The organism is Parapusillimonas granuli, from assembly GCF_013416525.1.
Taxonomy (GTDB): Bacteria; Pseudomonadota; Gammaproteobacteria; order Burkholderiales; family Burkholderiaceae_B; genus Parapusillimonas; species Parapusillimonas granuli.
In genome coordinates, this window is the sequence record NZ_JACCEM010000002.1 from 474659 (window position 1) to 494563 (window position 19905).

The following is a 19905-nucleotide window of genomic DNA, read 5'->3' on the forward strand; positions in this document are numbered from 1 at the left end:
CACCGCCGCCCGCGCGGGGCCATTGACGCTAAACCGCCCCCGCCGCGGGCGTATGCTGGTTATCCAGCCAATCCACGCCGCTCTCCCCGTGCTCCCTGAGCCAATCGTTCGCCTTCCGGAAATGGCCGCAGCCTATGAAAGGCCTGGGCGGCCGCGTGGCCGACAGCGGCGACGGATGATTCGCCTTCAGGACCAGCGTGGGGCCCGCGGGCGGCTGCGCCTGCAGCAGCGCCTGCTTGGACTGCGCATGCGAGCCCCATAGCAGGAACACCTTCGGGCGCGGCTCGCGCAGCACCCGCTCGATGATGTTGTCGGTGATGACCTCCCACCCCTTCTTGGCATGCGAAGCCGGCTGATGCGCCTCGACCGTCAGCGAAGTGTTGAGCAACAGCACCCCGCGCCGGGCCCATCGAAGCAGGCTGTGGCGCTGCGTGACGAAGGTGTCGGGATATTCCTGGGCGAGCTCGGCGAACATATTGCGCAGGCTGGGCGGCATACGGCAATTGTCCGGCACGGAAAAAGCCAGGCCCTGCGCCTGGTTCGGCCCATGGTAGGGATCCTGGCCCAGCAGCACCACCTGCACGTCCTGCGGCTGGATCTCCAGCAGGGCGCGGAAGGGCCGCAAGGGGAAGATGGTGGCCCCCGCTTCCAGGCGCTCGTCCAGAAAGGCGTCCAGATCGTGCAGCGTCTGTTGCGAACGCGTGTCCAGGAAGGCGTCCTGCCAGGCGGGCGACAAGGCATGAAGGTGCGCGTACAAATCGCCCTGGAAGGCGTTCTGCACTTCGCCGCCCGGCGGCGCGGCGGCGACGGAGGCATCGTCCCGCATCACGGCGCCTTGAAACCGGCCACCCACTTGGCGTAGGCGCCGATGAAGTTCTGCAGCAGCGCCCTGGCGGTTTCGGTCGGCTGGCCCGCGGGATCGAACAGCCTTTCGGCCTGGCCGAGATAGGTTTCGGGATTCGGCATGCAATAAAGATTGAGGCAGACCAACGACTGGCGCAGATGATGGTTGGCGCCGAAGCCGCCCTGCATGGACGGCGACGCGCTGATGACCCCGGCGGGCTTGCCGTTCCAGACGCTTTTGGAATAGGGCCTGGAGCCGATGTCGACGGCGTTCTTCATGGCGGCGGGCATGGAGCGGTTATGCTCGGGCGTGACGAACAGCACGGCGTCGGCGGCGGCGATCCGGCGCCGGAAATCCACATAGGACTGCGGGGAATCGTCGTCGTAGTCCTGGTTGTACAAGGGCAAATGGCCGATTTCGACGATGTCCAGGGCAAGGCCGGCCGGCGCCAGCGCCTGCAGCGCCACGGCGACTTTCCGGTTGATGGATTCCTTGCGCAAACTGCCGACAATGACGGCGATGTCTTTGGGTTGGTCCACGGCTGTCCTTTACTGTGTGAATTGCCACCTTGGCAGAATACAACAAGGGGAAGGCGTCGGCAAAATTCACGATCCAGCTCATGCCGATGAAAGTCCATGCGTCGGGGGTCGACGTCCTGCATGTACCCTACAGCGGTTCGGCGCCGCTGATGACCGATAAGACGCCCGAGCTGATCGCGCGCCTGGCCCAGGCCGGCGCGGAAGACGGAGGCGGTTCCGCCGAGCGGCTGGCCGAGTTCATGCGCAGCGAGCAGGCGAAGTTCGCGAAGGTCATCAAGGACGCGGGCATTTCCGTCCAGGGCTGACGCCGTCAACGCGCCATATACGGTTAACGCCAAGGCGATAGTCGTCCCCGGCAGACACAGCAAATAAATTCCGTTTCGGAAAAAAACGGACTGTATAATGCTGCGCAAAACCACATTGGAAGCGGGGGCAATAGACATGAACATCGAGCGTAGAAGCTTCATCAAGGGGTGCGCGGCGGCCGGCGCTTTGCTGCTGCCGGGCATCGCCGGCGCCGCCAAAGGCGCAAGCGCGCAGCATGCAGCGGCGCCGGACACCGGCCTGCGCGTCCAGAAATCGATCCAGGCAAGCTTCGGCGGCGGCTTCTCGGTACGCGCCCATACCCAATCGGGCGGATGGACCTACGCCCACATCGAACATTTCGGCACCCGATACGAGGTCGCTTCCGCAGACTTGCTGGACTGGAAAATCGTCGGTTCCGCCTGAAAAATTCCGGCTTCGCATCGCCCTTCCACGGGCGGATTGTCGATTTCTATGGGTGAGAACTCCTGGATACGGCGACTGAAGAGCCTTCCTTTCAGGATCGAGTAACAAAACATATCACAGGAGTTGAACTGTGTCCGAGAGCATCAAAAGCATTCGCATCCATCCCGGCATCGGCCTCGCCCGCCTGGGGGACAGCGACGAGTTCTACATCGGTCCCGAAGCGCCGGGGATCGTGGTCGATCCGGGCGGCAGCGGCGGGCCGGGGCCGAAGGGCGGCACGTACCGCGACAGCCGGGCCCGCTTGAAACGCCAGGCCCAGCGGTACCGGGTGTATGGTTACGACGCCGACGGCAAGGTCGTCGCCGAACTCACCTCGGATTCGGGCTTGATCCAGTCCATGCGCTGGCGGGTTCACGTCAGGAACATGAAAGCGGCGAACTATGCGTTTCAGGGCGCCTACCTGTTCGACCCGGACGAACTGCGCAATCCGTCCATCCAGCCCGGCAAGAAGCCGGGCGAACGCGACAAGCTGATCATCGACCCCGGCGTGCACACGATCTCCTCCGGGCAGGCGGGGCCGGTGGTCATGAAGGGCGACGTCTTCACCGGCATTGAAAAAGGCACGCTGCCCGGCGCATTGCGTTTCGAGGGCTTCACCCCCAAGGACACCTCGAAAGAAGTCGAGGTCACGTACAAGGCCGCCAAGGACATCGAACTGGGGCAGCTTCGCCTCGACGACCAGGATCGCCTGCTGTTCGTGCCCGCGCCCGGCAAGGGCGAATGCGTCACCACACCCAAGGTGGCGCTGTCGAACCCCAGTGAAACGGTCGACCCTCCCAATGGACCCGAAAACGGCAAGAACCCGCTGACGAACCAGTTCGCCTATTTCAATATTCCAGGCTGGTGGGACGATACCTGCGGCGGCGAAATCGACGTCACGGTCACCCTCAAGGACGGCACGGTCCTGAGCACGCGCGACAACGTGAAATCGGTCGGCGACGAAGGCACGCGGAACCCGCGGGCGGGGGCATGGATCATCACCGCGCCGCCGAAATTCGCGCCGCACATGTACCACGTGGTGTCCATCCTGGACCGCGTCTACGAAGCGTTCCCCGAAGCCTATCCCTACGCCAAGCAAAAGACGAATTTCTACCGCGATGTCTATCCCATCTTCGCCAAGGCGGTCAATTACGGTTGGGTGAGCATCGAGGCGTCCGGCGTCGCGCCCGAAACCAAAAACATCGCTCATGGCCCGGGGCAGCCGGGCAACCTGCTCCTGCCCCAGTATCTGTCGCTCCTGGCCGACCCCAGCGATCAAAGCAAGCCGATACGGCAGCGCATCTATGGCTTGATGCGCCATGCCCCCGGAAAGAACGGGCGGCTGGTCGACTCCTTGCTGCCCGCGCCGCCGCAGCGGCCGACCAGCTGGAAGAATGAGGAATTCCAGCGCGCCGAAGACAGCAAACAGATGCCCAAGCTGTGGGGCACGGCGGGCAAGCCCTTGCAGAACCAGCAACTGGGAAACAATTTCCCGGATCAGTTCTTGAGCTTGACCGACTGGCAATTGAATCACATGAAAAACTGGGCGGACGGGAACTTCGAAGTCGGCACCCTGCAAGAACCCGTGCCCTTCGACGAACTGCCCTTGGCCGAACAGCCGCACGCCCTGGACAGCTCGGCGCTTGAGCCGACCATCGGCGGCGGCTTCCACCCGGGCATTGAATTTCCCTATCTGATCATCTATCGGGAGTATTTCGCCGAGGCGTTCCGGGTGGGCAAAGACAACGAACCCGGTTCGATCTCGGCCTATATGTCGAGCCCGTGGCAGGGCGACTTCTGGTCGTGCAACGAGGCCTGGTGGCCGACGCAACGGCCGGACATCGTTTTCGAGTACGACCAGAAGACCCAGACCAGAACCTATAAAGAGTGGTTCCGCGGCTACGACGCCGACGGCGAGCCGCTGTCGTCCACCGATGGCTATCATCAGATGGCGTACGCGTGGTCGAAACTGGGGATGGTGCTTCCGATCAAGACCGAGGACGGCGGCTTCCTGAAAGACCAGGGAGCGATCGTGTTCGTGGAGCAAGAGCGCGACCCGGCGCTGAACCGGCCGCCCGCCAAAGGCAAATAATTCGTGCCGCCGGCCCCGCCCGATCCCGCGGATACCGCATGGGATGTCGCCATCGTCGGCGCAGGGCCGGCGGGCGCCGCAATCGCCATCACGCTGGCCGGCCTGGGCCGGCGCGTGCTCTTGGTGGAAGAACGGGTTTCCACCAGCTTCAAGCTGGGCGAATCGCTGGCCCCGGCCTCCATCGGCCTGGTCAAGCACTTCCTGGGTGACCTGGAAGATCCGGGACGTAATCTTCCAGTCCTCTTCAGGACCGCCGGCAATGTTTCGCTATGGGCGACCGGCCAAGCCGAGATCACGGACTTCTTCTTTACGATGACCGGCTTCGGCCTGTGCGTCGACCGATTGGCTTTTGACGAGGCCTTGCGCTCGCAAGCGGCCGCTGCCGGCGCGACCTTGCTCAGGGGCGCGCGCTTTCAATCCTGCGCGCGCATCGCCGACGGCGCCTGCAATTGGCAGCTGCTGCTCGCCTCCGAGACGCGGACGCATTCGTGCCGCGCCCGTTATCTGGTGGACTGCTCCGGCCGGCGCGCGGCGGTGGCCAGAACGCTGGGCGTCCCGATCCTCGATCATTACGATGGCCTGTTCGCCTATGCGCAGTGGTTCGCCTGCGCCGGCAACGATGACGACCGCTATACCCGGATCGAGGCCGCGCCACAAGGCTGGTGGTACAGCAACCGATTGCCGGGCGCCGAAGGCGATGAAACCCGGCGCTTGGTGGTGTGGCAGTCCGACAAGGATCTGCCCGAGGCGAAAATGGCGGCGCATCGGGAGGGCTTCGATCGGCTGCTGCGCGGCTCGGAGCACATCGGGCCATTGCTTCAGGCCAGGGGCTATCGCCCTTGCGGGGTCATTCGGGGCGCGCCCGCCAACAGCCAGCGGCTGCGCGACTTCTGCGGCGACGCCTGGATGGCGGTGGGCGACGCGGCGCAGGCCTATGATCCGTTGTCCTCGCAAGGCATCGACAAGGCGCTGCGCACGGGCAGCCACGCGGGGCACATGATCCATTACGCGTTGGAAGACTGCCCCGGGGGCGCGGAGGGATTGGGCGGCGGCAATGCGCACGTTCGCCAGTACGATGAGCAGCAGCGCCGGCTTTGGCAAGAGTACGTGTCGAAACGGGAGTACTACTATCGCATGCAGCCCCGTTGGCCCGATCAGCCGTTCTGGCAACGGCGCCGCCAGGACGGCCCCGGCGAGGCGGGCATGCTTCAGCCGTGATCCCGATGCATGGCCAGAGCAGGCAACAGCCTGTGCTGCGACTGGCGTCCCCGGCAGGAATCGAACCTGCAATCTTCCCTTAGGAGGGGAAAGTTATATCCATTTAACTACAGGGACTGCAATGCGGGCTGTGATTATAAGACACTTTGCCCGATGAAAAAGCCGGGGGCGCCCCGGCTTTTTCAATCGACCAAGCGGCCGCGCCGCGCAGGCGCGGCCTGGATGGCGGCTACTCGAGCTTGATGTTGCCCTTGGCGACGACTTCCTTGGCCCAGTCGTACTGCTGCTTGATTTCCTTGCCGAATTCCTCGGGCGTATTGCCGGACGGCGCGGCGCCCTGCTTTTCAAGCGTATCGATGACCTTGGGGTCCTTCAGGGCGACCACCGCCGCATCGCGCAGCTTCTTGATGATTTCCGGAGGCGTGCCGGCCGGCGCCAGCAAGCCGTACCAGGCGGGCTGGTTCAGCTGCGGATAGCCTTCTTCCGCCAGCGTCGGGACGTCGGGCAGGCTCTTCAGGCGCTCGGGCCAGGCGATGGCCAGGGCGCGCAGCTTGCCGGCCTGGATCTGGCTCATGGACGAAGGCAGGTTGTCGAACATGCTGTCGATCTGGCCGCCCACCGCATCGGTGACGGCGGGGCCGGACCCCTTGTAGGGGACGTGGATCGCGTCGGTGCCCGTGGCTTGCTTGAAGGCTTCGCCGAACAGGTGCAGGACCGAGCAGGTGCCGGAGCTGCCGTGGGTGTACTTGCCGGGGTTGTCCTTCAGGACCTTGACGAATTCCTTGAAGTTCTTGGCCGGGAACTTGGGATGGACTTCGATCACGTTGGGAACGTTCGCGAAGTTGGTGACGGGCATGAAGTCCTTCAGCGGATCGTATGGGAGATCATTGGGGCGGCAGGCCGAATTGACGGCCATGGTGGACACCGTGGCGATGGAAAGCGTGTAGCCGTCGGGTTTGGCCCGGGCCGCTTCCGCCGCGCCGATGGCGCCGCCGGCGCCGGCCTTGTTTTCAACGACCATGGTCTGGCCCAGCTCCTGGCCCATGCGCTGCGTGACGATGCGCGCGACGATGTCGGTGGAGCCGCCGGGCGCAAAGGGGACGATGACGCGGATGGGCTGCGAGGGATAGTCGGCGGCGAGCGCCGTTCCCGCTCCGAAGATGGCGGCCACGCCGGTGGCCAGTGTCAAAGCGGCGAACTTCTTGGTCAGTGTTGCCATGTATGAATCTCTCCGTAAGAAATCATATGAACCGAAAAACAAGCCCGCGAATTTACGCTAAGCTTTCTTATAAGCGTGGAGAATAACAGCAATGAGCCGCCGCTGTCTCGCCATGCGTCTTGATGGATGCCTCCTTTTTCCCGGCAAACCCGCCCTTTTTTCCCGCCAGGCGCCCCCCGCGGGCGCCCTTTCGCAAGCTTTATGGCCGTCTTCCAGCTCGTACTGCCCGACTTTCTCCTCATTGCGCTGGGGTGGGTCCTGTTCCACAAGCTCCGGTTCTCGCGCGACTTTTTCCAGGGCGCTGAAAAGCTCGTCTATTTCGTGCTGTTTCCGGCCCTGCTGTTCCAGTCCATCACCCAGACCCCCATCAGCATCTCGGGCGCCTACACGCTTTTGCAGGCCGTGCTGGCGCTGGCCGGCTTCGGCGTGGCGCTGGCCTGGCTTGCGGTCCCGGTGCTGCGGCCCGAGCCCGTGGCCCATGCCTCCGTGGCCCAGTGCGCCTACCGTTTCAACACGTACATCGGCCTGTCGCTCGCCGGCCCGCTGGCCGGTTCGGCCGGCCAGACCATCATGGCCATTCTGGTGGGCTTTGCCGTGCCCATCGTCAACGTCGCGGCGGTCCATGCGCTCGCGCGGCAGAACGGCGGCAGGATATTCGGCGAAATCCTGCGCAATCCCTTCATCATCGCCACCCTGGCCGCCCTGGCCTTCAACTTCCTGCAGATACCCGTGCCCGCCCCGGTGGACGTCACGCTCAAGCGGCTGGGCGCCTGCGCCATCGCCATCGGCCTGCTGTGCGTGGGCGCCACCCTGTCGCTGCAGGCCGGCCGGGGCAACGGCAGGCTGATCAGCTGGATGCTGGCCGTGCGCCTGCTGCTGTGCCCCGTGGCGGCGCTGGCCATCGGCTGGGCCATGGACCTGAGCCTGGTCGAGCGGCAGATGTTGTTGTTATTCAGCGCATTGCCGCCCGCCTCTTCGGCCTACGTGCTGGCGGCCAGAATGGGCGGCGACGGCCGCCTGGTCGCGGGGACGATGTCGATCGGAACCTTGATATCGGCCGCCACCATACCCTTGTGGCTGATGCTGGGCGCCACACTGTAACAAACAGCCATGAACGAAAATACACCGAAATTGAAGACGATTGCCATCGACTTGCCGGACGAAGACGCCACGGCCGGACTCGCGGCCCAGCTTGCCCCCATGCTGTGCGGGCGGCATCCGGGCCTGCCCGCCACGGCGCCGGGCGGCCGCATCCACCTGCGCGGCGAACTCGGCGCCGGCAAAACCTGCTTCACGCGGGCCTTCTTGCGAGCCGCGGGAATCCGCGGACGCATAAAAAGTCCTAGCTATACTTTGCTTGAAAGCTATAATCTTTCTAACTTATACTTCTATCACCTTGATTTTTATAGATTTAGCGATTCGAATGAGTGGCTGGATGCCGGATTTCGGGATATTTTGCATGAAAATGCGATCGTTTTGATCGAATGGCCGGAGCAGGCGGGCGCCCTGCTTCCCCCTCCCGATCTCGACATTCACCTCGAATATGCCGACACAGGGCGACAGGCGAGCCTGACGGCCCATAGCGACAAAGGATTATTATGGCTGACGACACTCGTCCTTCCTCCCCCGGCATCTCGCCCACCGGAGCCTCGCGACGCCGGCTGATCGCGACAGCCGGCACCCTGTTCGTCCTGCCCGTCATCCCCACGGCCGCCCAGGCCGCCACCATCGTGGCGGTGCGTACCTGGCCGGCCGACGAATACACGCGCGTCACCCTGGAAATGGACAGCGAACTGAAGGCGCAGCACTTCACGCTGGACAACCCCGACCGCCTGGTCGTCGACATCGAGGGCCTGACGATCAACGCCACCATCCGCGACCTGATCTCCAAAGTCCGGCCCAACGATCCCTACATCGAATCCGTGCGGGTGGCGCAGAACCGCCCCGACGTCGTCCGCCTGGTCATGGACCTGAAGCAGCCCATCGCGCCGCAGGTGTTCACCCTGAAACCGATAGGCGAGTATAAGTACCGCCTGGTGCTGGACCTCTACCCCAAGATCGCCCAGGATCCGCTGATGGCCATCATGGACGGCGCCGACACCGACCCGCTGGCCGAAGTGCTGGAAGACCTCGCGCGCAACAGCCCGCTGCCCGACGCGCCCGTGCCTTCGATGCCGGGGCAGACCTTGCCGCCGGTCGCGCGCAAGCCCAAGCCTTCCGCGCCGGCGCCGGCCCCCAAGCCGTCCGAGCCGCCCGCGGGCCGGCAGTCCATATTGATCGCGCTCGACCCGGGCCACGGCGGGGAAGACCCCGGCGCCATCGGCCGGAACGGCACGCGCGAAAAAGACATCGTGCTGAGCATCGCCAAGCGCCTGAAAAAGCTCATCGACGCGCAGCCCGGCATGCGCGCCTACCTCACGCGCGACAACGATTATTTCGTTCCCCTGCACGTGCGCGTGCAAAAAGCGCGCCGCGTCAAGGCCGACCTGTTCATCTCCATACACGCCGACGCCTGGATCAAGCCCTCGGCCCGGGGTTCTTCGGTGTTCGCCCTGTCGCAGAACGGGGCCACCAGCGCCGCCGCGCGCTGGATGGCGCAGCGCGAGAACGATGCCGACCTGATCGGCGGCGTGAATCTCGGCTCGCACAACAAGCAGGTGGCGCAAGTCCTGCTCGACCTGTCCACCGCGGCCCAGATCAATGATTCGGTGCGCGTCGGCGGCAACGTGCTGGCGGAAATCGGCAAGATCAACCGGCTGCACAAAAAAAGCGTGGAGCGCGCCGGCTTCGCCGTGCTGAAGGCGCCCGACATCCCCTCCATACTGGTGGAAACGGCCTTCATCAGCAATCCCGAGGAAGAGCGCCTGCTGCGCAGCCCCGCGCACCAGGACAAGATCGCCAGGGCCATGCTCGAAGGCGTCAACGATTACTTCGCGGCCCGGCCGGCCCTGGCGCGCCGCGCTTGAACGGCCCTCGGGCGGGCCGGCGCGCGCGGACGGGCTGACGCGGACGGGCTAAAATCGGCATGTCCACCCCACCCGCCATGCCCATGGAAATGAATGCCGCCATGCCGGAACGCCGTTCCATCGCCCCCCTGCCCGACCTGCTCATCAGCCAGATCGCCGCCGGCGAAGTGATCGAGCGCCCGGCCTCCGTCCTGAAAGAGCTCCTGGAAAACTCCCTGGATGCCGGCGCGCGCGCCATCGAAGTCCGGCTGGACGGCGGCGGCATCCGGCGCATCGCCGTGACCGACGACGGCTGCGGCATCCCGAAGGACGAACTGCATCTGGCGCTGATGCGCCACGCCACCAGCAAGATCGCCACGCTGAGCGAGCTGGAATCGGTGGGCTCCATGGGGTTCCGGGGCGAGGCCCTGGCCTCGATCGCCTCGGTGGCGCGCGTCAGCCTGACCTCGCGCACCGCCGGCAGCCCGCACGCCTGGCAGATCTCCAGCCGGAGCGAGACGCCGCAGGCCGCGGCGGGCGCCCAGGGAACGACCATAGACGTGCGGCAGCTGTTCGACGACATTCCCGCCCGGCGCAAGTTCCTGAAGTCCGAGGCCACGGAATACGGCCATTGCGTGGATGCCCTGGAACGCATCGCGCTGGCGCATCCCCAGGTCGCCTTCCGCCTGTTCCACAACGACAAGGCGCAGCGCAACTGGCGCGCGACCGACCCCCTGCAGCGCGTGCGCGACATCCTGGGCGCGGAGTTCATCGAGCAAGGCCTGGAGATCTGGCAGGAGCAGGGCCTGATCTCGCTGCAAGGCATCATCACCCGCCCCACTTTCGCCCGCAGCCGCGCCGACCGCCAATTCCTGTACGTGAACGGGCGCTACGTCCGGGACCGCAGCGTGTCGCACGCCATCCGCCAGGCTTATGCGGACGTCCTGCACGGCGACCGCCAGCCCGCCTTCGTGCTGTTCCTGGCGGTCGACCCGGCCGGCGTCGACGTCAACGTGCACCCCGCCAAGCACGAGGTCCGCTTCCGGGACAGCGGCGCCATACACCGCTACGTGAGCCAGACGCTCGGAAACGCGCTGGCCGCCGCGGGCGGCCAGGCCGCGGCCGCGCCCGGCTTCCTCGACGCCGCCGCCGTGCCGCCATCGGGCCCCTCGCCCGCACGGCACGAAGCCGCGGCGCCGCAGCCGTACGCCGACGCGCCGAGCCGCGGCATGCCCGCCTACCACCCCCCGTCCCGACCGCCTGCGCAGCAGGCCTTCCGCCTGAACGATCATGGCTCGCCCGCCGCCACGGACTGGCAGTCCTTCTATCGTCCCATCGAGGCATCGCCGGGCGCGGCGCCCGCGCGCACCGACTTGCCGGACGACGAATTCCCCCTGGGCATGGCTCTGGGCCAGTTGCACGGCATCTACATCCTGGCGCAGAACCGGTCCGGCATGGTCCTGGTCGACATGCATGCCGCGCACGAAAGAGTCGTGTACGAACAGCTCAAAGCCGCCATGGACGCGCAGGACCTTCCCCGGCAGGAACTCCTGGTTCCGATCGTGTTCAATGTCGGCGAAAAAGACCTGGCGCTGGCCGAAGAACATGCCGCCACGCTGAACGAGCTGGGGCTGGACCTGCGCCCCGCCGGGCCGGCCTCGCTGGCCGTGCGCGCGGTGCCCGCGCTGCTGGCCCACGGCGACATCGAATCGCTCGCGCGCGGCGTCCTGCGCGATCTGGCGAACGTCGGCGTTTCGCCGCGCCTGACCGAGCAGCGCAACGAGCTGCTTTCCACCATGGCCTGCCACGGCTCCGTGCGCGCCAACCGCCGGCTGAGCCTGGATGAAATGAACGCGCTGCTGCGCCGCATGGAGCGCACGGAACGGGCGGACCAATGCAATCACGGCCGCCCCACCTGGGTGCAATGGCCCTTGAAAGACCTGGACAAACTCTTCATGCGCGGCCAATGAGCTTCCCCGTCATCTGCCTTGCCGGCCCCACCGCGGCGGGAAAAAGCGCCACGACGCTCGCGATCGCGCGGCGCTGGCCGGTCGAGATCATCGCCATGGACTCCGCCACCATCTACCGCGGCATGGACATCGGCACCGCCAAGCCCTCGCGCGAGGAACGAGCGCTGGCGCCCCACCACCTGCTGGACATCCGCGACCCCTCGGAAAGCTATTCGGCCGCGGACTTCCATGCGGACGCCACCCGCCTGATCCACGACATCCGCGCCCGCGGCAGGCTGCCGCTGCTCTCGGGCGGCACCATGCTGTACTACAAGGCGCTGCGCGAGGGTCTGAGCGCGCTGCCCCCCGCCGACCCGGCGCTGCGCGCCCAGATCGACGAAGAAGCCCGCCTGGTCGGCTGGCCCGCGCTGCATCGCCAACTGGCGGCCTACGACCCGCAAACCGCCCAGAGGCTGGCGCCCAACGACAGCCAGCGGCTGCAGCGGGCCATCGAGATCTACCGCGCCAGCGGGCGCAGCATGTCCGCGTGGCTGAGCGACGCGCCGGCGCGCCGCGACGACAGCCTGTCCTTCGCCACCATCAGCCTGGAGCCTTCGGACCGCCTCGCTCTGCACGCGCGCATCGCGGCGCGCTACCGGAGCATGATAGAAAACGGCCTGGTCGAGGAAGTCCGGGCCTTGTACGAGCGCGGCGACCTGCACACGGGCCTGCCCGCCATCCGCTGCGTGGGATACCGGCAGCTATGGGATCACCTGGAAGGCCGGATCGGCCTGGAAGAAGCCGTGGAGCGGGCCACGGCGGCCACGCGCCAACTGGCGAAACGCCAGCTGACGTGGCTGCGCTCGCTGCCTGAACGAGAAGTCGTGGACTGCCTGTCGGCAAGCGCGGCGGAACAGGTGCTGCGCAAGGTCGCCGCGCACTGGCCCGGCGACCACGGCTGAACCGGCGTCAGACGACGATCGTCTGGGGCGCGCCGGCGCCTTCCCGCTCGATGATCTCGCCCAGGCGGCTGACCTGCTCGCCCTGGGCGGCCAGCGTGGCGGCGACGGCGTCCGCCTGGTCGGCCGGAACGACGACCACCATGCCGATGCCGCAGTTGAATACGCGATGCATCTCCGCGTCGGCCACGCCGCCGTTCTGCTGCAGCCAGGAGAACAGTTCGGGCATGGCCCAGGCGTCGCGGTGCAGGCGCGCCGCCAGCCCCGGCTGCAGAATGCGGGGCACGTTGTCCAGCAGGCCGCCGCCCGTGATGTGGGCAAGCCCCTTGATGGCGGCCCCATGCGCCTGCAAGGCCGCGAGCACGGACTTGACGTAGATGCGGGTGGGCTCCATGACGACGTCTTCCAGCGGGCGGCCGCCCAATTCCTGGCCGGGCCGCGCGTTGGCGTGCGTGAGGATTTTGCGCAGCAGCGAAAACCCGTTGGAATGCGCGCCGCTGGACGCCAGGCCCAGCACGGCGTCGCCCGGCTGTATGCTTTTGCCGTCGATGATGCGGGATTTTTCGACCGCGCCGACGGCGAATCCGGCCAGGTCGTATTCGCCGTCGGGATACATGCCGGGCATTTCCGCGGTTTCGCCGCCGATCAGGGCGCAGCCCGCCAGCTCGCAGCCCCGGGCGATGCCGCCGATCACGCTGGCGGCGGTGTCGACGGACAGCTTGCCGCAAGCGAAATAGTCCAGGAAATAGAGCGGTTCCGCGCCCTGCACCAGGATGTCGTTGACGCTCATCGCCACCAGGTCGATGCCCACGGTATCGTGGCGATTCCATTCGAAAGCCAGGCGCAGCTTGGTGCCGACGCCGTCGGTTCCCGAAACCAGCACGGGCTCCTTCAGCTGCGGCGGCACCTCGAACAGCGCGCCGAAGCCGCCGATGCCCGCCATGACCCCCGCCCTCATGGTCCTGGCCGCGAGCGGCTTGATGCGATCGACCAGCGCTTCGCCGGCGTCGATGTCGACGCCCGCATCGCGGTAGGTCAGGGAAGCGGAATGTTTGTTATTCATGAGAAATGCCGTGGGATATGTAAGAATTGCATGTTGAATTAAATAACCAGGCTTGATTTTACGATGAACGCGGTCCGGCATGCCCGCATGCCGGGCGGCGGGCGCCCGGCCCGGCCGGCGGACTGTCGACAAGCCGACACCCATGACACAGCAACTGATACTAGACCTTCTGCCGCCCCCGCCCCCTTCGCTGGAAAACTTCGTCGCGGGCGGCAACCAGGAAGCGCTGGACGCCCTGCGCCATTGGCGCTCCGGCCGGGCCATCTACCTGTGGGGCGCGCCCGGCGTGGGCCGCAGCCACCTGCTGCGCGCCCTGGCCGGCGACGGGCAGGCCTTCTATTTCAGCCCGCCGGGCCCGGCGCGGGCGCTGAAGGAAATCGCCACCGCCGACCCCCCGCCCTACCGGCTGATCGCCATCGACGACGTCCAGCGCCTGGATGCCGACGGGCAGGCGGCGCTGTTCACACTGTACAATCGCTGGCGCGAAGTGGCCTCGACGGAACAGGGTTTCGCGCTGATTCTGGCGGGCGACCGCGCGCCGCTGGCCATGCCGCTGCGCGAAGACCTGCGCACGCGCCTGGGCTGGGACCTGGTCTTCCGCCTGGACCCGCTTTCCGACGACGACCGCGCGCGTGCGCTCAAGCAGCGCGCAAGCGACCGGGGGCTGGAGCTTTCCACGGAAGTCGTCAACTGGGTGCTGACGCATTACGCGCGCGACATGAGCCGGCTGAGCGCCCTGGTGGACGCCCTGGACCGCTATTCCCTGGAAAAGCACCGCGCCATCACGCTGCCCCTATTGAAAGACCTGCTGGCCTCGAGCCAGTCCAACACCGAAGCTGCCGATTTATGACCTCCTCGAAACGCCTGGCCCTATTCGATCTCGACCACACGCTGCTGCCGCTGGACAGCGACTACCAGTGGGCCGACTACCTGGCGCGCACCGGCCGGGCCGGCGATCCCGCCGAGGCCCAGCGCCGCAATGAAGAACTGATGCTGCGCTACAACGCCGGCCAGCTGACCGCGGAACAGTCCGCCGAATTCATGCTGGGCCTGCTGACCCGCGCCGAGCCGCCCGAACTGGCCCGCTGGCACGAACAGTTCATGGCCGAGATCATCCGCCCCGCCATCCTGCCCACGGCCACCGAACTGGTGCGCGAACATCTGGCCCAAGGGGACTTGTGCGCCATCGTCACCGCCACCAATGAATTCGTCACCACCCCCATCGCCCGCGCCTTCGGCATCCCCAACCTGATCGCCACGATCCCGGAAATGCTCGACGGCCGCTACACGGGGCGCATCCAGGGCGTGCCCAGCTTCCAGGCCGGCAAGATCACGCGGGTCAATGACTGGCTGGCGGGCATGGGCCTGCGCCTGGACGATTTCTCGCGCAGCTATTTCTACAGCGATTCGCCCAACGACCTGCCGCTGCTGGAAGTCGTGAGCCACCCCATCGCCACCAATCCCAGCGACACCCTGCGCGAGGTCGCGCGGCAGCGCGGCTGGAAGATACTCGACCTGTTCAAGGACATGCGGGACGCAAAGTCATAAAATACCGCTCATGTTGAAAGAAACAATAAAAAACTTCGTTTCGCGCCTGTTTTCCGCGCCGGCGCGCGGGCCCGAGCGCCTGTCGCGCGACAAGCACGGCATCGATCGCCGCCTGGTTTCCCGCCATGCGATCAAAGTCTGCGAAGTGCTGCGCCACGAAGGCTATGAAGCCTACATCGTCGGCGGCGCGGTGCGCGACCTCATCGTCGGCCTGGAGCCCAAGGATTTCGACGTCGCCACCAACGCAACCCCGGATCAGATCCGCCCGCTGTTCCGCCGCGCGCGCATCATCGGCAAGCGCTTCCAGCTGGTGCACGTGGTCTTCGGCCAGGAAATCATCGAGACCTCCACCTTCCGCGCCAACGGGGCGGCCGACGAAGACACCGACGAACACGGCCGCATCCTGCGCGACAACCTGTTCGGCACGCAGGAAGAAGACGCGGCCCGCCGCGACTTCACCCTGAACGCGCTGTATTACGACCCCATCAACGAAGAAGTCATCGACTACCATCGGGGCGTCGCCGACCTGAAGAAGCGCGTGGTGCGCATGATAGGCGATCCGGAAAAACGCTATCGCGAAGACCCGGTCCGCATGCTGCGCGCCATCCGTTTCGCCGCCAAGCTGGACGCCAAGCTGGACCCGGCCACGGGCGAGCCCATCGCACGCCTGTGCCATCTCATCGAGAACGTGCCGGCCTCGCGCCTGTTCGATGAAATCCTCAAGCTGCTCACCTGCGGCCACGCCATGGACTGCCTGCGCCAGCTGCGTCTAGCCGGCCTGCACCAGGGGCTGCTGCCGCTCATCGACCTCATCTTCGAAGAAGAAGGCGGCGAACAGTTCGTGGATCTGGCGCTGGCCCGGACCGACGCCCGCGTGCGGGCGGGCAAGACCATCAGCCCCAGTTTCCTGTTCGCGGCCCTGCTCTGGAAGCTGGTCAAGAAGCGCTGGCTGGCGCTGATCGAGGGCGGCGAGCACGCCGCCCAGGCCCTCATGCTGGCCGCCGATTCCGTCATGGAAGAACAGACCCGGAAACTCGCCATACAGCGGCGCTTCCAGTCCGACATGCGCGAAATCTGGTTCATGCAGGCGCGCTTCGAGCACGTCAGCGCCCGCGCCATATGGCGCATGCTGGAGCAGCCCAGGTTCCGCGCGGCGGTGGACTTCCTGCAGCTGCGCGCCGAAGCCAAGGAAGTGGACAGCGTGCAGGCCCAGTGGTGGATGGACCTGGCCAACGCCGAAGACGCCGTCCGCGCGGAAATGATCGAGGCCTACCAGGCGGCGCAGCGCGGCAAGCCCCCGGCCGGCAAGCGCCGCCGCAGCCCGCGCAAGCGCGCGGCGCGCAAAAGCGCGCCGGCGGCCGCTCACGGCTGAGCGCTCGGCGGCATGCGGAACGCGGAGCGGGAATGATCCTGGCATACATCGGAATGGGCGCGAATCTGGGCGATGCGCGCCGGACCCTGCTGGCCGCGGCGCGCGAACTGTCGGAGCTGCCCGGGACGGCCGGACTCGCCCTGTCGCGTTTCTATCGCAGCGCGCCGGTCGATGCCGGCGGGCCGGACTACGTCAATGCCGTCGCCGCGATCCGGACGTCGCTGGACGCGCACGCCCTGCTGAAGGCGCTGCAGGCCATCGAAGACCGCCACGGCCGCCTGCGGCCGTACCGCAACGCCCCGCGCACCCTCGACCTGGACCTGCTGCTGTACGGCGCCGAAACGATAGACGACGCCGACCTGACCGTGCCGCATCCGCGCATGCACCAGCGCGCCTTCGTGCTGCGCCCCCTGGCCGACCTGGCGCCGGACACGGTGCTGCCGCAAGGCGGCCTGCCCGAGCTGCTCGCCGCCTGCGCCGGCCAGGAGCTTCAGATATTGCCGGACTGACCCCCCGCCGCCGCCAGGATGCGCCGGGCGCGTTCGATGACCGGCGCATCCACCATCTTGCCGTCCAGCTGGAAGGCGAAGGAGCCGGTCTCGTCGGCCATGGCGACCACGCGCCGGGCCCATGCCTGCTGGTCGGGCGGCGGCGCAAACGCCCGGACGATGACGGGCACCTGCGCCGGATGGATGCAGAGCATGCCGCCGTACCCCATTTGCGCGACCTGGGTGGCGATGCGTTCCAGCCCTTCGAGATCGGAAAAATTGGGGTGGACGCCGTCCAGCGGCGCCGCCAGGCCGCAAGCCGCGCTGTGCAGCAGTATCTGGCAGCGGATGTGGTCCAGCAGCAGCCGCGCGCCGGCGGTATCGGGCGCCGTGCCGGTTTCCAGCATCAGGTCCAGGCTGCCGAAGGATAACCTTTCGACGCCCGGCGCCGCCGCCAGGGCCGCCAGCGCCAGCACGCCGGCGGCGCTTTCGACGATGGGCGTGACGGGCTTGCCGGCCGCCGCCGCGCGCGCCACCTGCGCGGCCGATTCGGCCTTGGGCAGCACCACCCCGGACAGCGCCGGGCACTGGCGGCAGAGGTCGATGTCCGCGTCGAACCATTCGGTGTCCGCGCCGTTCACGCGCAGCATGAAGGCGGCGCCGGGATTGCCGCGCGCGAATTCGAGCACGTGCGCCCGGGCCTGCGCTTTCAGGCCGGTCTCGACCGCATCTTCGAGATCGATGATGACGGCGTCGGCGCCCGCCGCCAGCGCCTTGGCGAACCGTTCGGGCCGGCTGGCCGGAACGAACAAGGCCGCGCGTATGGATTTGTACTTCATCAGATGACTCCCTGGTCGTAAAGCGCCTGGACCTGCTCGGCGGTATAGCCGAGCTCGGCCAGGATGGCGCCGGTATTCTCGCCAAGCGCCGGAATCCTGTCCATGCGCGCCTCGAATGCGGAATTGCCGCCCGGCGGAATGAGCGCGGGCAGCGGGCCCACCGGGCTGTCGACCTGGCGCCAGCGGCCGCGCCCGGCCAGTTGCGGATGGCGCCAGACGTCGTGCATGGTGTTGACGCTGGCGTTGGCGATCTGCGCCTGCTCGAGCCGTTCGATGACCTGATCGCGCGACAGCGTCGCGAAGGCGGTCACGATGAGGGCGCGCAGGCTGCCCTTGTTGGCGACCCGCTGCGAATTGCTGCCATAGCGGCCGTCTTCCGCGAGTTCGGGCTGCCGCAGCACGATGCGGCAGAACGCCGCCCATTCGCGCTCGTTCTGCAGGCCCAGCATGATCTCCGTTCCGTCCCCGACCGGAAACGGCCCATAGGGATAGATGGTGGCATGCGACGCGCCGGCGCGCGGCGGCGGCGGCGCGCCGTCGAACGCGTAATACATGGGAAAGCCCATCCATTCGACCGTGCTTTCCAGCATGGAGACGTCCAGCCGGCTGCCGCGCCCGGTGCGTTCCCGCAGCAGCAGCGCGGACAGAATGCCGCTGTAGGCGTACATGCCGGCGGAGATGTCGGAAATCGAGCAGCCCGCCTTGGCCGGGCTTTCGGGCGTGCCGGTGACCGACAGAAAACCGCTTTCGCTCTGGATGAGCAGGTCGTAGGCTTTCTTGTCCTGGTAGTCGCCGCCCTCGCCATAGCCGGATATGTCGCAGACGATGAGGCGCGGGTTCAGTTCCTGCAAGGCCTCGAACGACAAGCCCAGCCGCGCCGCGGCGCCCGGCGCCAGGTTCTGCACCAGGACGTCGGCCTTGCCCAGGAGCTGCCGCAGGATGCCGGCCGCCTCGGGCCGCTTGAGGTCGAGCGCCAGGCTTTCCTTGGACCGGTTGGTCCAGACGAAATGGGACGACATGCCTTTGACGCGCTCATCGTAGCCGCGGGCGAAGTCGCCGACGCCCGGCCGTTCGATCTTGATGACCCGGGCGCCCATGTCGGCCAGCTGCCGCGTGCAGAACGGGGCGGCGATCGCGTGCTCCAGGCTGACGACCGTGATGCCGTCGAGCGGCCGCGGCCCGGCCGGGGCGTTCCGCGCCGGCGGAGTGTCCGGGCTCATGGGCGGAACCTCAGCTCGGACTGATGGGCCACCATGCCGTCTTGCTGGGCCCAGAGCGCGGCGGAATCGGCGCCGGTCAGCGCGCCCTCCACGCGGAAGTCGCGGGGCGCGATCAAGGGCCTGAGGCCGCGATAGGAAAAAGCCGCGACCTGTTTTTCCGGATGCGCCCGGGTGAACGCCCGGCACTGCAAGGTGGCGATCATGGGGCCATGCACGACCAGGCCGGGATAGCCCTCCCGGTGCATGGCGTAGTCCTGATCATAATGGATGCGATGCCCGTTGAAGGTCACCGCCGAATACCGGAACAGCATGACGTGATCGGGGTGGACGCGCTCCGACCACTGCGCCTCGGGCGCCGGCACCGTGCCCTGCAGCTTGGGCGCCGCGGGTTCGCGATAGACGATGTCCTGCTCTTCGGAAATGCACAGCGCGCCCCCCTGGAAATACTCGTGCTTCACCGTCACGAACAGCAGCTTGCCGGTGCGCCCCTCTTTTTCCTGGATCGCCGCGATGCGGGATTCGCGGGCGGCCGGGACGCCCACGCGCAAGGGAGCCAGGAACTCCAGCCGGCCCCCGGCCCACATGCGGTTCCGGTCGTCCGCCGGCGGCAGGAAGCCGCCCCGGCGGGGGTGGCCGTCCTCGCCGATTTCATCATGGGGAACCGCGTTCACGAACAGCGCCCAGTGCCACAGCAGAGGCAGCGCCTCGCCCGGCGCGGGGCACGGGGCGTCCAGCGTCAAGGCGACCTTTTTTATGTGGCCGGGATCGATGTTGTCGTCGCAGCGGTCGCTGCGCCCCACCCATGCATCGAGCTCTTGCGTCATGTGCATACTCCAAAGCGA

20 protein-coding genes and 1 tRNA gene are annotated in these 19905 nt (G+C 66.8%); 13 read left to right on the plus strand and 8 right to left on the minus strand.

Annotated features, from left to right (window positions below; genetic code table 11):
• Window positions 1-28: 28 nt before the first annotated feature.
• Together H0A72_RS04920 and H0A72_RS04925 are read right to left on the minus strand one after the other, a co-directional pair.
• Complete coding sequence (locus H0A72_RS04920; protein ID WP_180153929.1) at window positions 29-826, minus strand: uracil-DNA glycosylase; 798 nt, start codon at window positions 824-826, stop codon at window positions 29-31.
• The gene (locus H0A72_RS04925) at window positions 826-1383 is read right to left on the minus strand and encodes an NAD(P)H-dependent oxidoreductase (RefSeq protein ID WP_180153930.1); all 558 of its coding nucleotides are present in this window, start codon (window positions 1381-1383) and stop codon (window positions 826-828) included. The genes H0A72_RS04920 and H0A72_RS04925 overlap by 1 nt, the downstream gene beginning before the upstream one ends.
• 80 nt (window positions 1384-1463) lie before the next feature.
• Here H0A72_RS04925 and H0A72_RS04930 point away from each other — a divergent pair, with 80 nt between their 5' ends.
• The 4 genes from H0A72_RS04930 (at window position 1464) to H0A72_RS04945 (ending at window position 5461) form a co-directional block, all read left to right on the plus strand.
• Window positions 1464-1688 carry a hypothetical protein gene (locus H0A72_RS04930; RefSeq protein WP_180153931.1) on the plus strand — a complete coding sequence of 75 codons (225 nt, stop codon included), beginning with the start codon at window positions 1464-1466 and terminating at the stop codon, window positions 1686-1688.
• 136 nt (window positions 1689-1824) lie between these two features.
• Window positions 1825-2112: a twin-arginine translocation signal domain-containing protein gene (locus H0A72_RS04935; protein WP_180153932.1), complete on the plus strand. Its 288-nt coding sequence runs from the start codon at window positions 1825-1827 to the stop codon at window positions 2110-2112.
• 130 nt (window positions 2113-2242) lie between these two features.
• Window positions 2243-4243, plus strand: coding sequence for a LodA/GoxA family CTQ-dependent oxidase (locus H0A72_RS22410; RefSeq protein ID WP_180153933.1), 2001 nt, complete (start codon window positions 2243-2245; stop codon window positions 4241-4243).
• Between the two features lie 3 nt (window positions 4244-4246).
• On the plus strand, window positions 4247-5461 hold the full coding sequence (locus H0A72_RS04945) for an FAD-dependent monooxygenase (protein ID WP_180153934.1): 1215 nt from the start codon (window positions 4247-4249) through the stop codon (window positions 5459-5461).
• A 42-nt stretch (window positions 5462-5503) separates the two neighbouring features.
• On the opposite strand, the gene H0A72_RS04950 is transcribed toward H0A72_RS04945, so the two are convergent.
• A tRNA-Arg gene (locus tag H0A72_RS04950) sits at window positions 5504-5578 on the minus strand.
• 112 nt (window positions 5579-5690) lie between these two features.
• Window positions 5691-6680 (minus strand): tripartite tricarboxylate transporter substrate binding protein BugE, encoded by a 990-nt coding sequence (locus tag H0A72_RS04955; RefSeq protein WP_180153935.1) that lies wholly within the window; start codon window positions 6678-6680, stop codon window positions 5691-5693.
• 201 nt (window positions 6681-6881) lie between these two features.
• On the opposite strand from H0A72_RS04955, the gene H0A72_RS04960 reads away from it, so the two are divergent.
• The 5 genes from H0A72_RS04960 to miaA all read left to right on the plus strand — a co-directional run bounded on the left by H0A72_RS04960 (window position 6882) and on the right by miaA (window position 12536).
• A complete protein-coding gene (locus H0A72_RS04960) occupies window positions 6882-7781 on the plus strand; it encodes an AEC family transporter (RefSeq protein ID WP_180153936.1) in 900 nt (299 codons plus the stop codon).
• A 9-nt stretch (window positions 7782-7790) separates the two neighbouring features.
• Window positions 7791-8345 (plus strand): tRNA (adenosine(37)-N6)-threonylcarbamoyltransferase complex ATPase subunit type 1 TsaE, encoded by a 555-nt coding sequence (tsaE, locus tag H0A72_RS04965; RefSeq protein WP_180153937.1) that lies wholly within the window; start codon window positions 7791-7793, stop codon window positions 8343-8345.
• The gene (locus H0A72_RS04970; RefSeq protein WP_180153938.1) at window positions 8279-9646 is read left to right on the plus strand and encodes an N-acetylmuramoyl-L-alanine amidase; all 1368 of its coding nucleotides are present in this window, start codon (window positions 8279-8281) and stop codon (window positions 9644-9646) included. The genes tsaE and H0A72_RS04970 overlap by 67 nt, the downstream gene beginning before the upstream one ends.
• 101 nt (window positions 9647-9747) lie before the next feature.
• Entirely contained in the window at window positions 9748-11595 is a 1848-nt protein-coding gene (gene mutL, locus H0A72_RS04975) for a DNA mismatch repair endonuclease MutL (protein ID WP_180154048.1), read from the plus strand.
• A complete protein-coding gene (miaA, locus tag H0A72_RS04980) occupies window positions 11592-12536 on the plus strand; it encodes a tRNA (adenosine(37)-N6)-dimethylallyltransferase MiaA (RefSeq protein WP_180153939.1) in 945 nt (314 codons plus the stop codon). Before mutL ends, miaA begins: the two co-directional genes overlap by 4 nt.
• A 7-nt stretch (window positions 12537-12543) precedes the next feature.
• Here miaA and purM read toward each other — a convergent pair whose 3' ends face one another.
• Window positions 12544-13596, minus strand: a complete 1053-nt coding sequence (purM, locus tag H0A72_RS04985) for a phosphoribosylformylglycinamidine cyclo-ligase (protein WP_180153940.1) — start codon at window positions 13594-13596, stop codon at window positions 12544-12546.
• 142 nt (window positions 13597-13738) lie between these two features.
• Between purM and hda the strand changes: the two genes are divergently transcribed.
• The 4 genes from hda to folK are packed head-to-tail and all read left to right on the plus strand — an operon-like array spanning window position 13739 to window position 17025.
• Entirely contained in the window at window positions 13739-14446 is a 708-nt protein-coding gene (hda, locus tag H0A72_RS04990; protein WP_180153941.1) for a DnaA regulatory inactivator Hda, read from the plus strand.
• Window positions 14443-15144, plus strand: coding sequence for an HAD family hydrolase (locus H0A72_RS04995; protein WP_180153942.1), 702 nt, complete (start codon window positions 14443-14445; stop codon window positions 15142-15144). The genes hda and H0A72_RS04995 overlap by 4 nt, the downstream gene beginning before the upstream one ends.
• A 10-nt stretch (window positions 15145-15154) precedes the next feature.
• Window positions 15155-16516 carry a polynucleotide adenylyltransferase PcnB gene (gene pcnB / locus H0A72_RS05000; protein WP_180153943.1) on the plus strand — a complete coding sequence of 454 codons (1362 nt, stop codon included), beginning with the start codon at window positions 15155-15157 and terminating at the stop codon, window positions 16514-16516.
• Between the two features lie 32 nt (window positions 16517-16548).
• Window positions 16549-17025, plus strand: a complete 477-nt coding sequence (gene folK, locus H0A72_RS05005) for a 2-amino-4-hydroxy-6-hydroxymethyldihydropteridine diphosphokinase (protein ID WP_180153944.1) — start codon at window positions 16549-16551, stop codon at window positions 17023-17025.
• Here the strand turns inward: folK and H0A72_RS05010 are convergent.
• Genes H0A72_RS05010 through H0A72_RS05020 form a run of 3 tightly spaced genes read right to left on the minus strand, consistent with a single transcriptional unit; the run spans window position 17007 to window position 19887 of the window.
• Window positions 17007-17843 (minus strand): HpcH/HpaI aldolase/citrate lyase family protein, encoded by an 837-nt coding sequence (locus H0A72_RS05010; RefSeq protein ID WP_180153945.1) that lies wholly within the window; start codon window positions 17841-17843, stop codon window positions 17007-17009. The genes folK and H0A72_RS05010 overlap by 19 nt on opposite strands.
• Window positions 17843-19063, minus strand: a complete 1221-nt coding sequence (locus tag H0A72_RS05015; protein WP_180153946.1) for a CaiB/BaiF CoA transferase family protein — start codon at window positions 19061-19063, stop codon at window positions 17843-17845. Before H0A72_RS05015 ends, H0A72_RS05010 begins: the two co-directional genes overlap by 1 nt.
• Window positions 19060-19887 carry an HTD2 family dehydratase gene (locus H0A72_RS05020; RefSeq protein ID WP_180153947.1) on the minus strand — a complete coding sequence of 276 codons (828 nt, stop codon included), beginning with the start codon at window positions 19885-19887 and terminating at the stop codon, window positions 19060-19062. The genes H0A72_RS05015 and H0A72_RS05020 overlap by 4 nt, the downstream gene beginning before the upstream one ends.
• Window positions 19888-19905 lie beyond the last annotated feature (18 nt).

Bases quoted from the DNA above. Each gene is read 5' to 3' on its own strand.
- H0A72_RS04920 (WP_180153929.1), bottom strand. From the start codon at position 826: ATGCGGGACGATGCCTCCGTCGCCGCCGCGCCGCCGGGCGGCGAAGTG.
- H0A72_RS04930 (WP_180153931.1), top strand. From the start codon at position 1,464: ATGCCGATGAAAGTCCATGCGTCGGGGGTCGACGTCCTGCATGTACCC.
- H0A72_RS04935 (WP_180153932.1), top strand. From the start codon at position 1,825: ATGAACATCGAGCGTAGAAGCTTCATCAAGGGGTGCGCGGCGGCCGGC.
- H0A72_RS04955 (WP_180153935.1), bottom strand. From the start codon at position 6,680: ATGGCAACACTGACCAAGAAGTTCGCCGCTTTGACACTGGCCACCGGC.
- H0A72_RS04960 (WP_180153936.1), top strand. From the start codon at position 6,882: ATGGCCGTCTTCCAGCTCGTACTGCCCGACTTTCTCCTCATTGCGCTG.
- tsaE (WP_180153937.1), top strand. From the start codon at position 7,791: ATGAACGAAAATACACCGAAATTGAAGACGATTGCCATCGACTTGCCG.
- H0A72_RS04970 (WP_180153938.1), top strand. From the start codon at position 8,279: ATGGCTGACGACACTCGTCCTTCCTCCCCCGGCATCTCGCCCACCGGA.
- mutL (WP_180154048.1), top strand. From the start codon at position 9,748: ATGCCGGAACGCCGTTCCATCGCCCCCCTGCCCGACCTGCTCATCAGC.
- miaA (WP_180153939.1), top strand. From the start codon at position 11,592: ATGAGCTTCCCCGTCATCTGCCTTGCCGGCCCCACCGCGGCGGGAAAA.
- purM (WP_180153940.1), bottom strand. From the start codon at position 13,596: ATGAATAACAAACATTCCGCTTCCCTGACCTACCGCGATGCGGGCGTC.
- hda (WP_180153941.1), top strand. From the start codon at position 13,739: ATGACACAGCAACTGATACTAGACCTTCTGCCGCCCCCGCCCCCTTCG.
- H0A72_RS04995 (WP_180153942.1), top strand. From the start codon at position 14,443: ATGACCTCCTCGAAACGCCTGGCCCTATTCGATCTCGACCACACGCTG.
- pcnB (WP_180153943.1), top strand. From the start codon at position 15,155: ATGTTGAAAGAAACAATAAAAAACTTCGTTTCGCGCCTGTTTTCCGCG.
- folK (WP_180153944.1), top strand. From the start codon at position 16,549: ATGATCCTGGCATACATCGGAATGGGCGCGAATCTGGGCGATGCGCGC.
- H0A72_RS05010 (WP_180153945.1), bottom strand. From the start codon at position 17,843: ATGAAGTACAAATCCATACGCGCGGCCTTGTTCGTTCCGGCCAGCCGG.
- H0A72_RS05015 (WP_180153946.1), bottom strand. From the start codon at position 19,063: ATGAGCCCGGACACTCCGCCGGCGCGGAACGCCCCGGCCGGGCCGCGG.
- H0A72_RS05020 (WP_180153947.1), bottom strand. From the start codon at position 19,887: ATGACGCAAGAGCTCGATGCATGGGTGGGGCGCAGCGACCGCTGCGAC.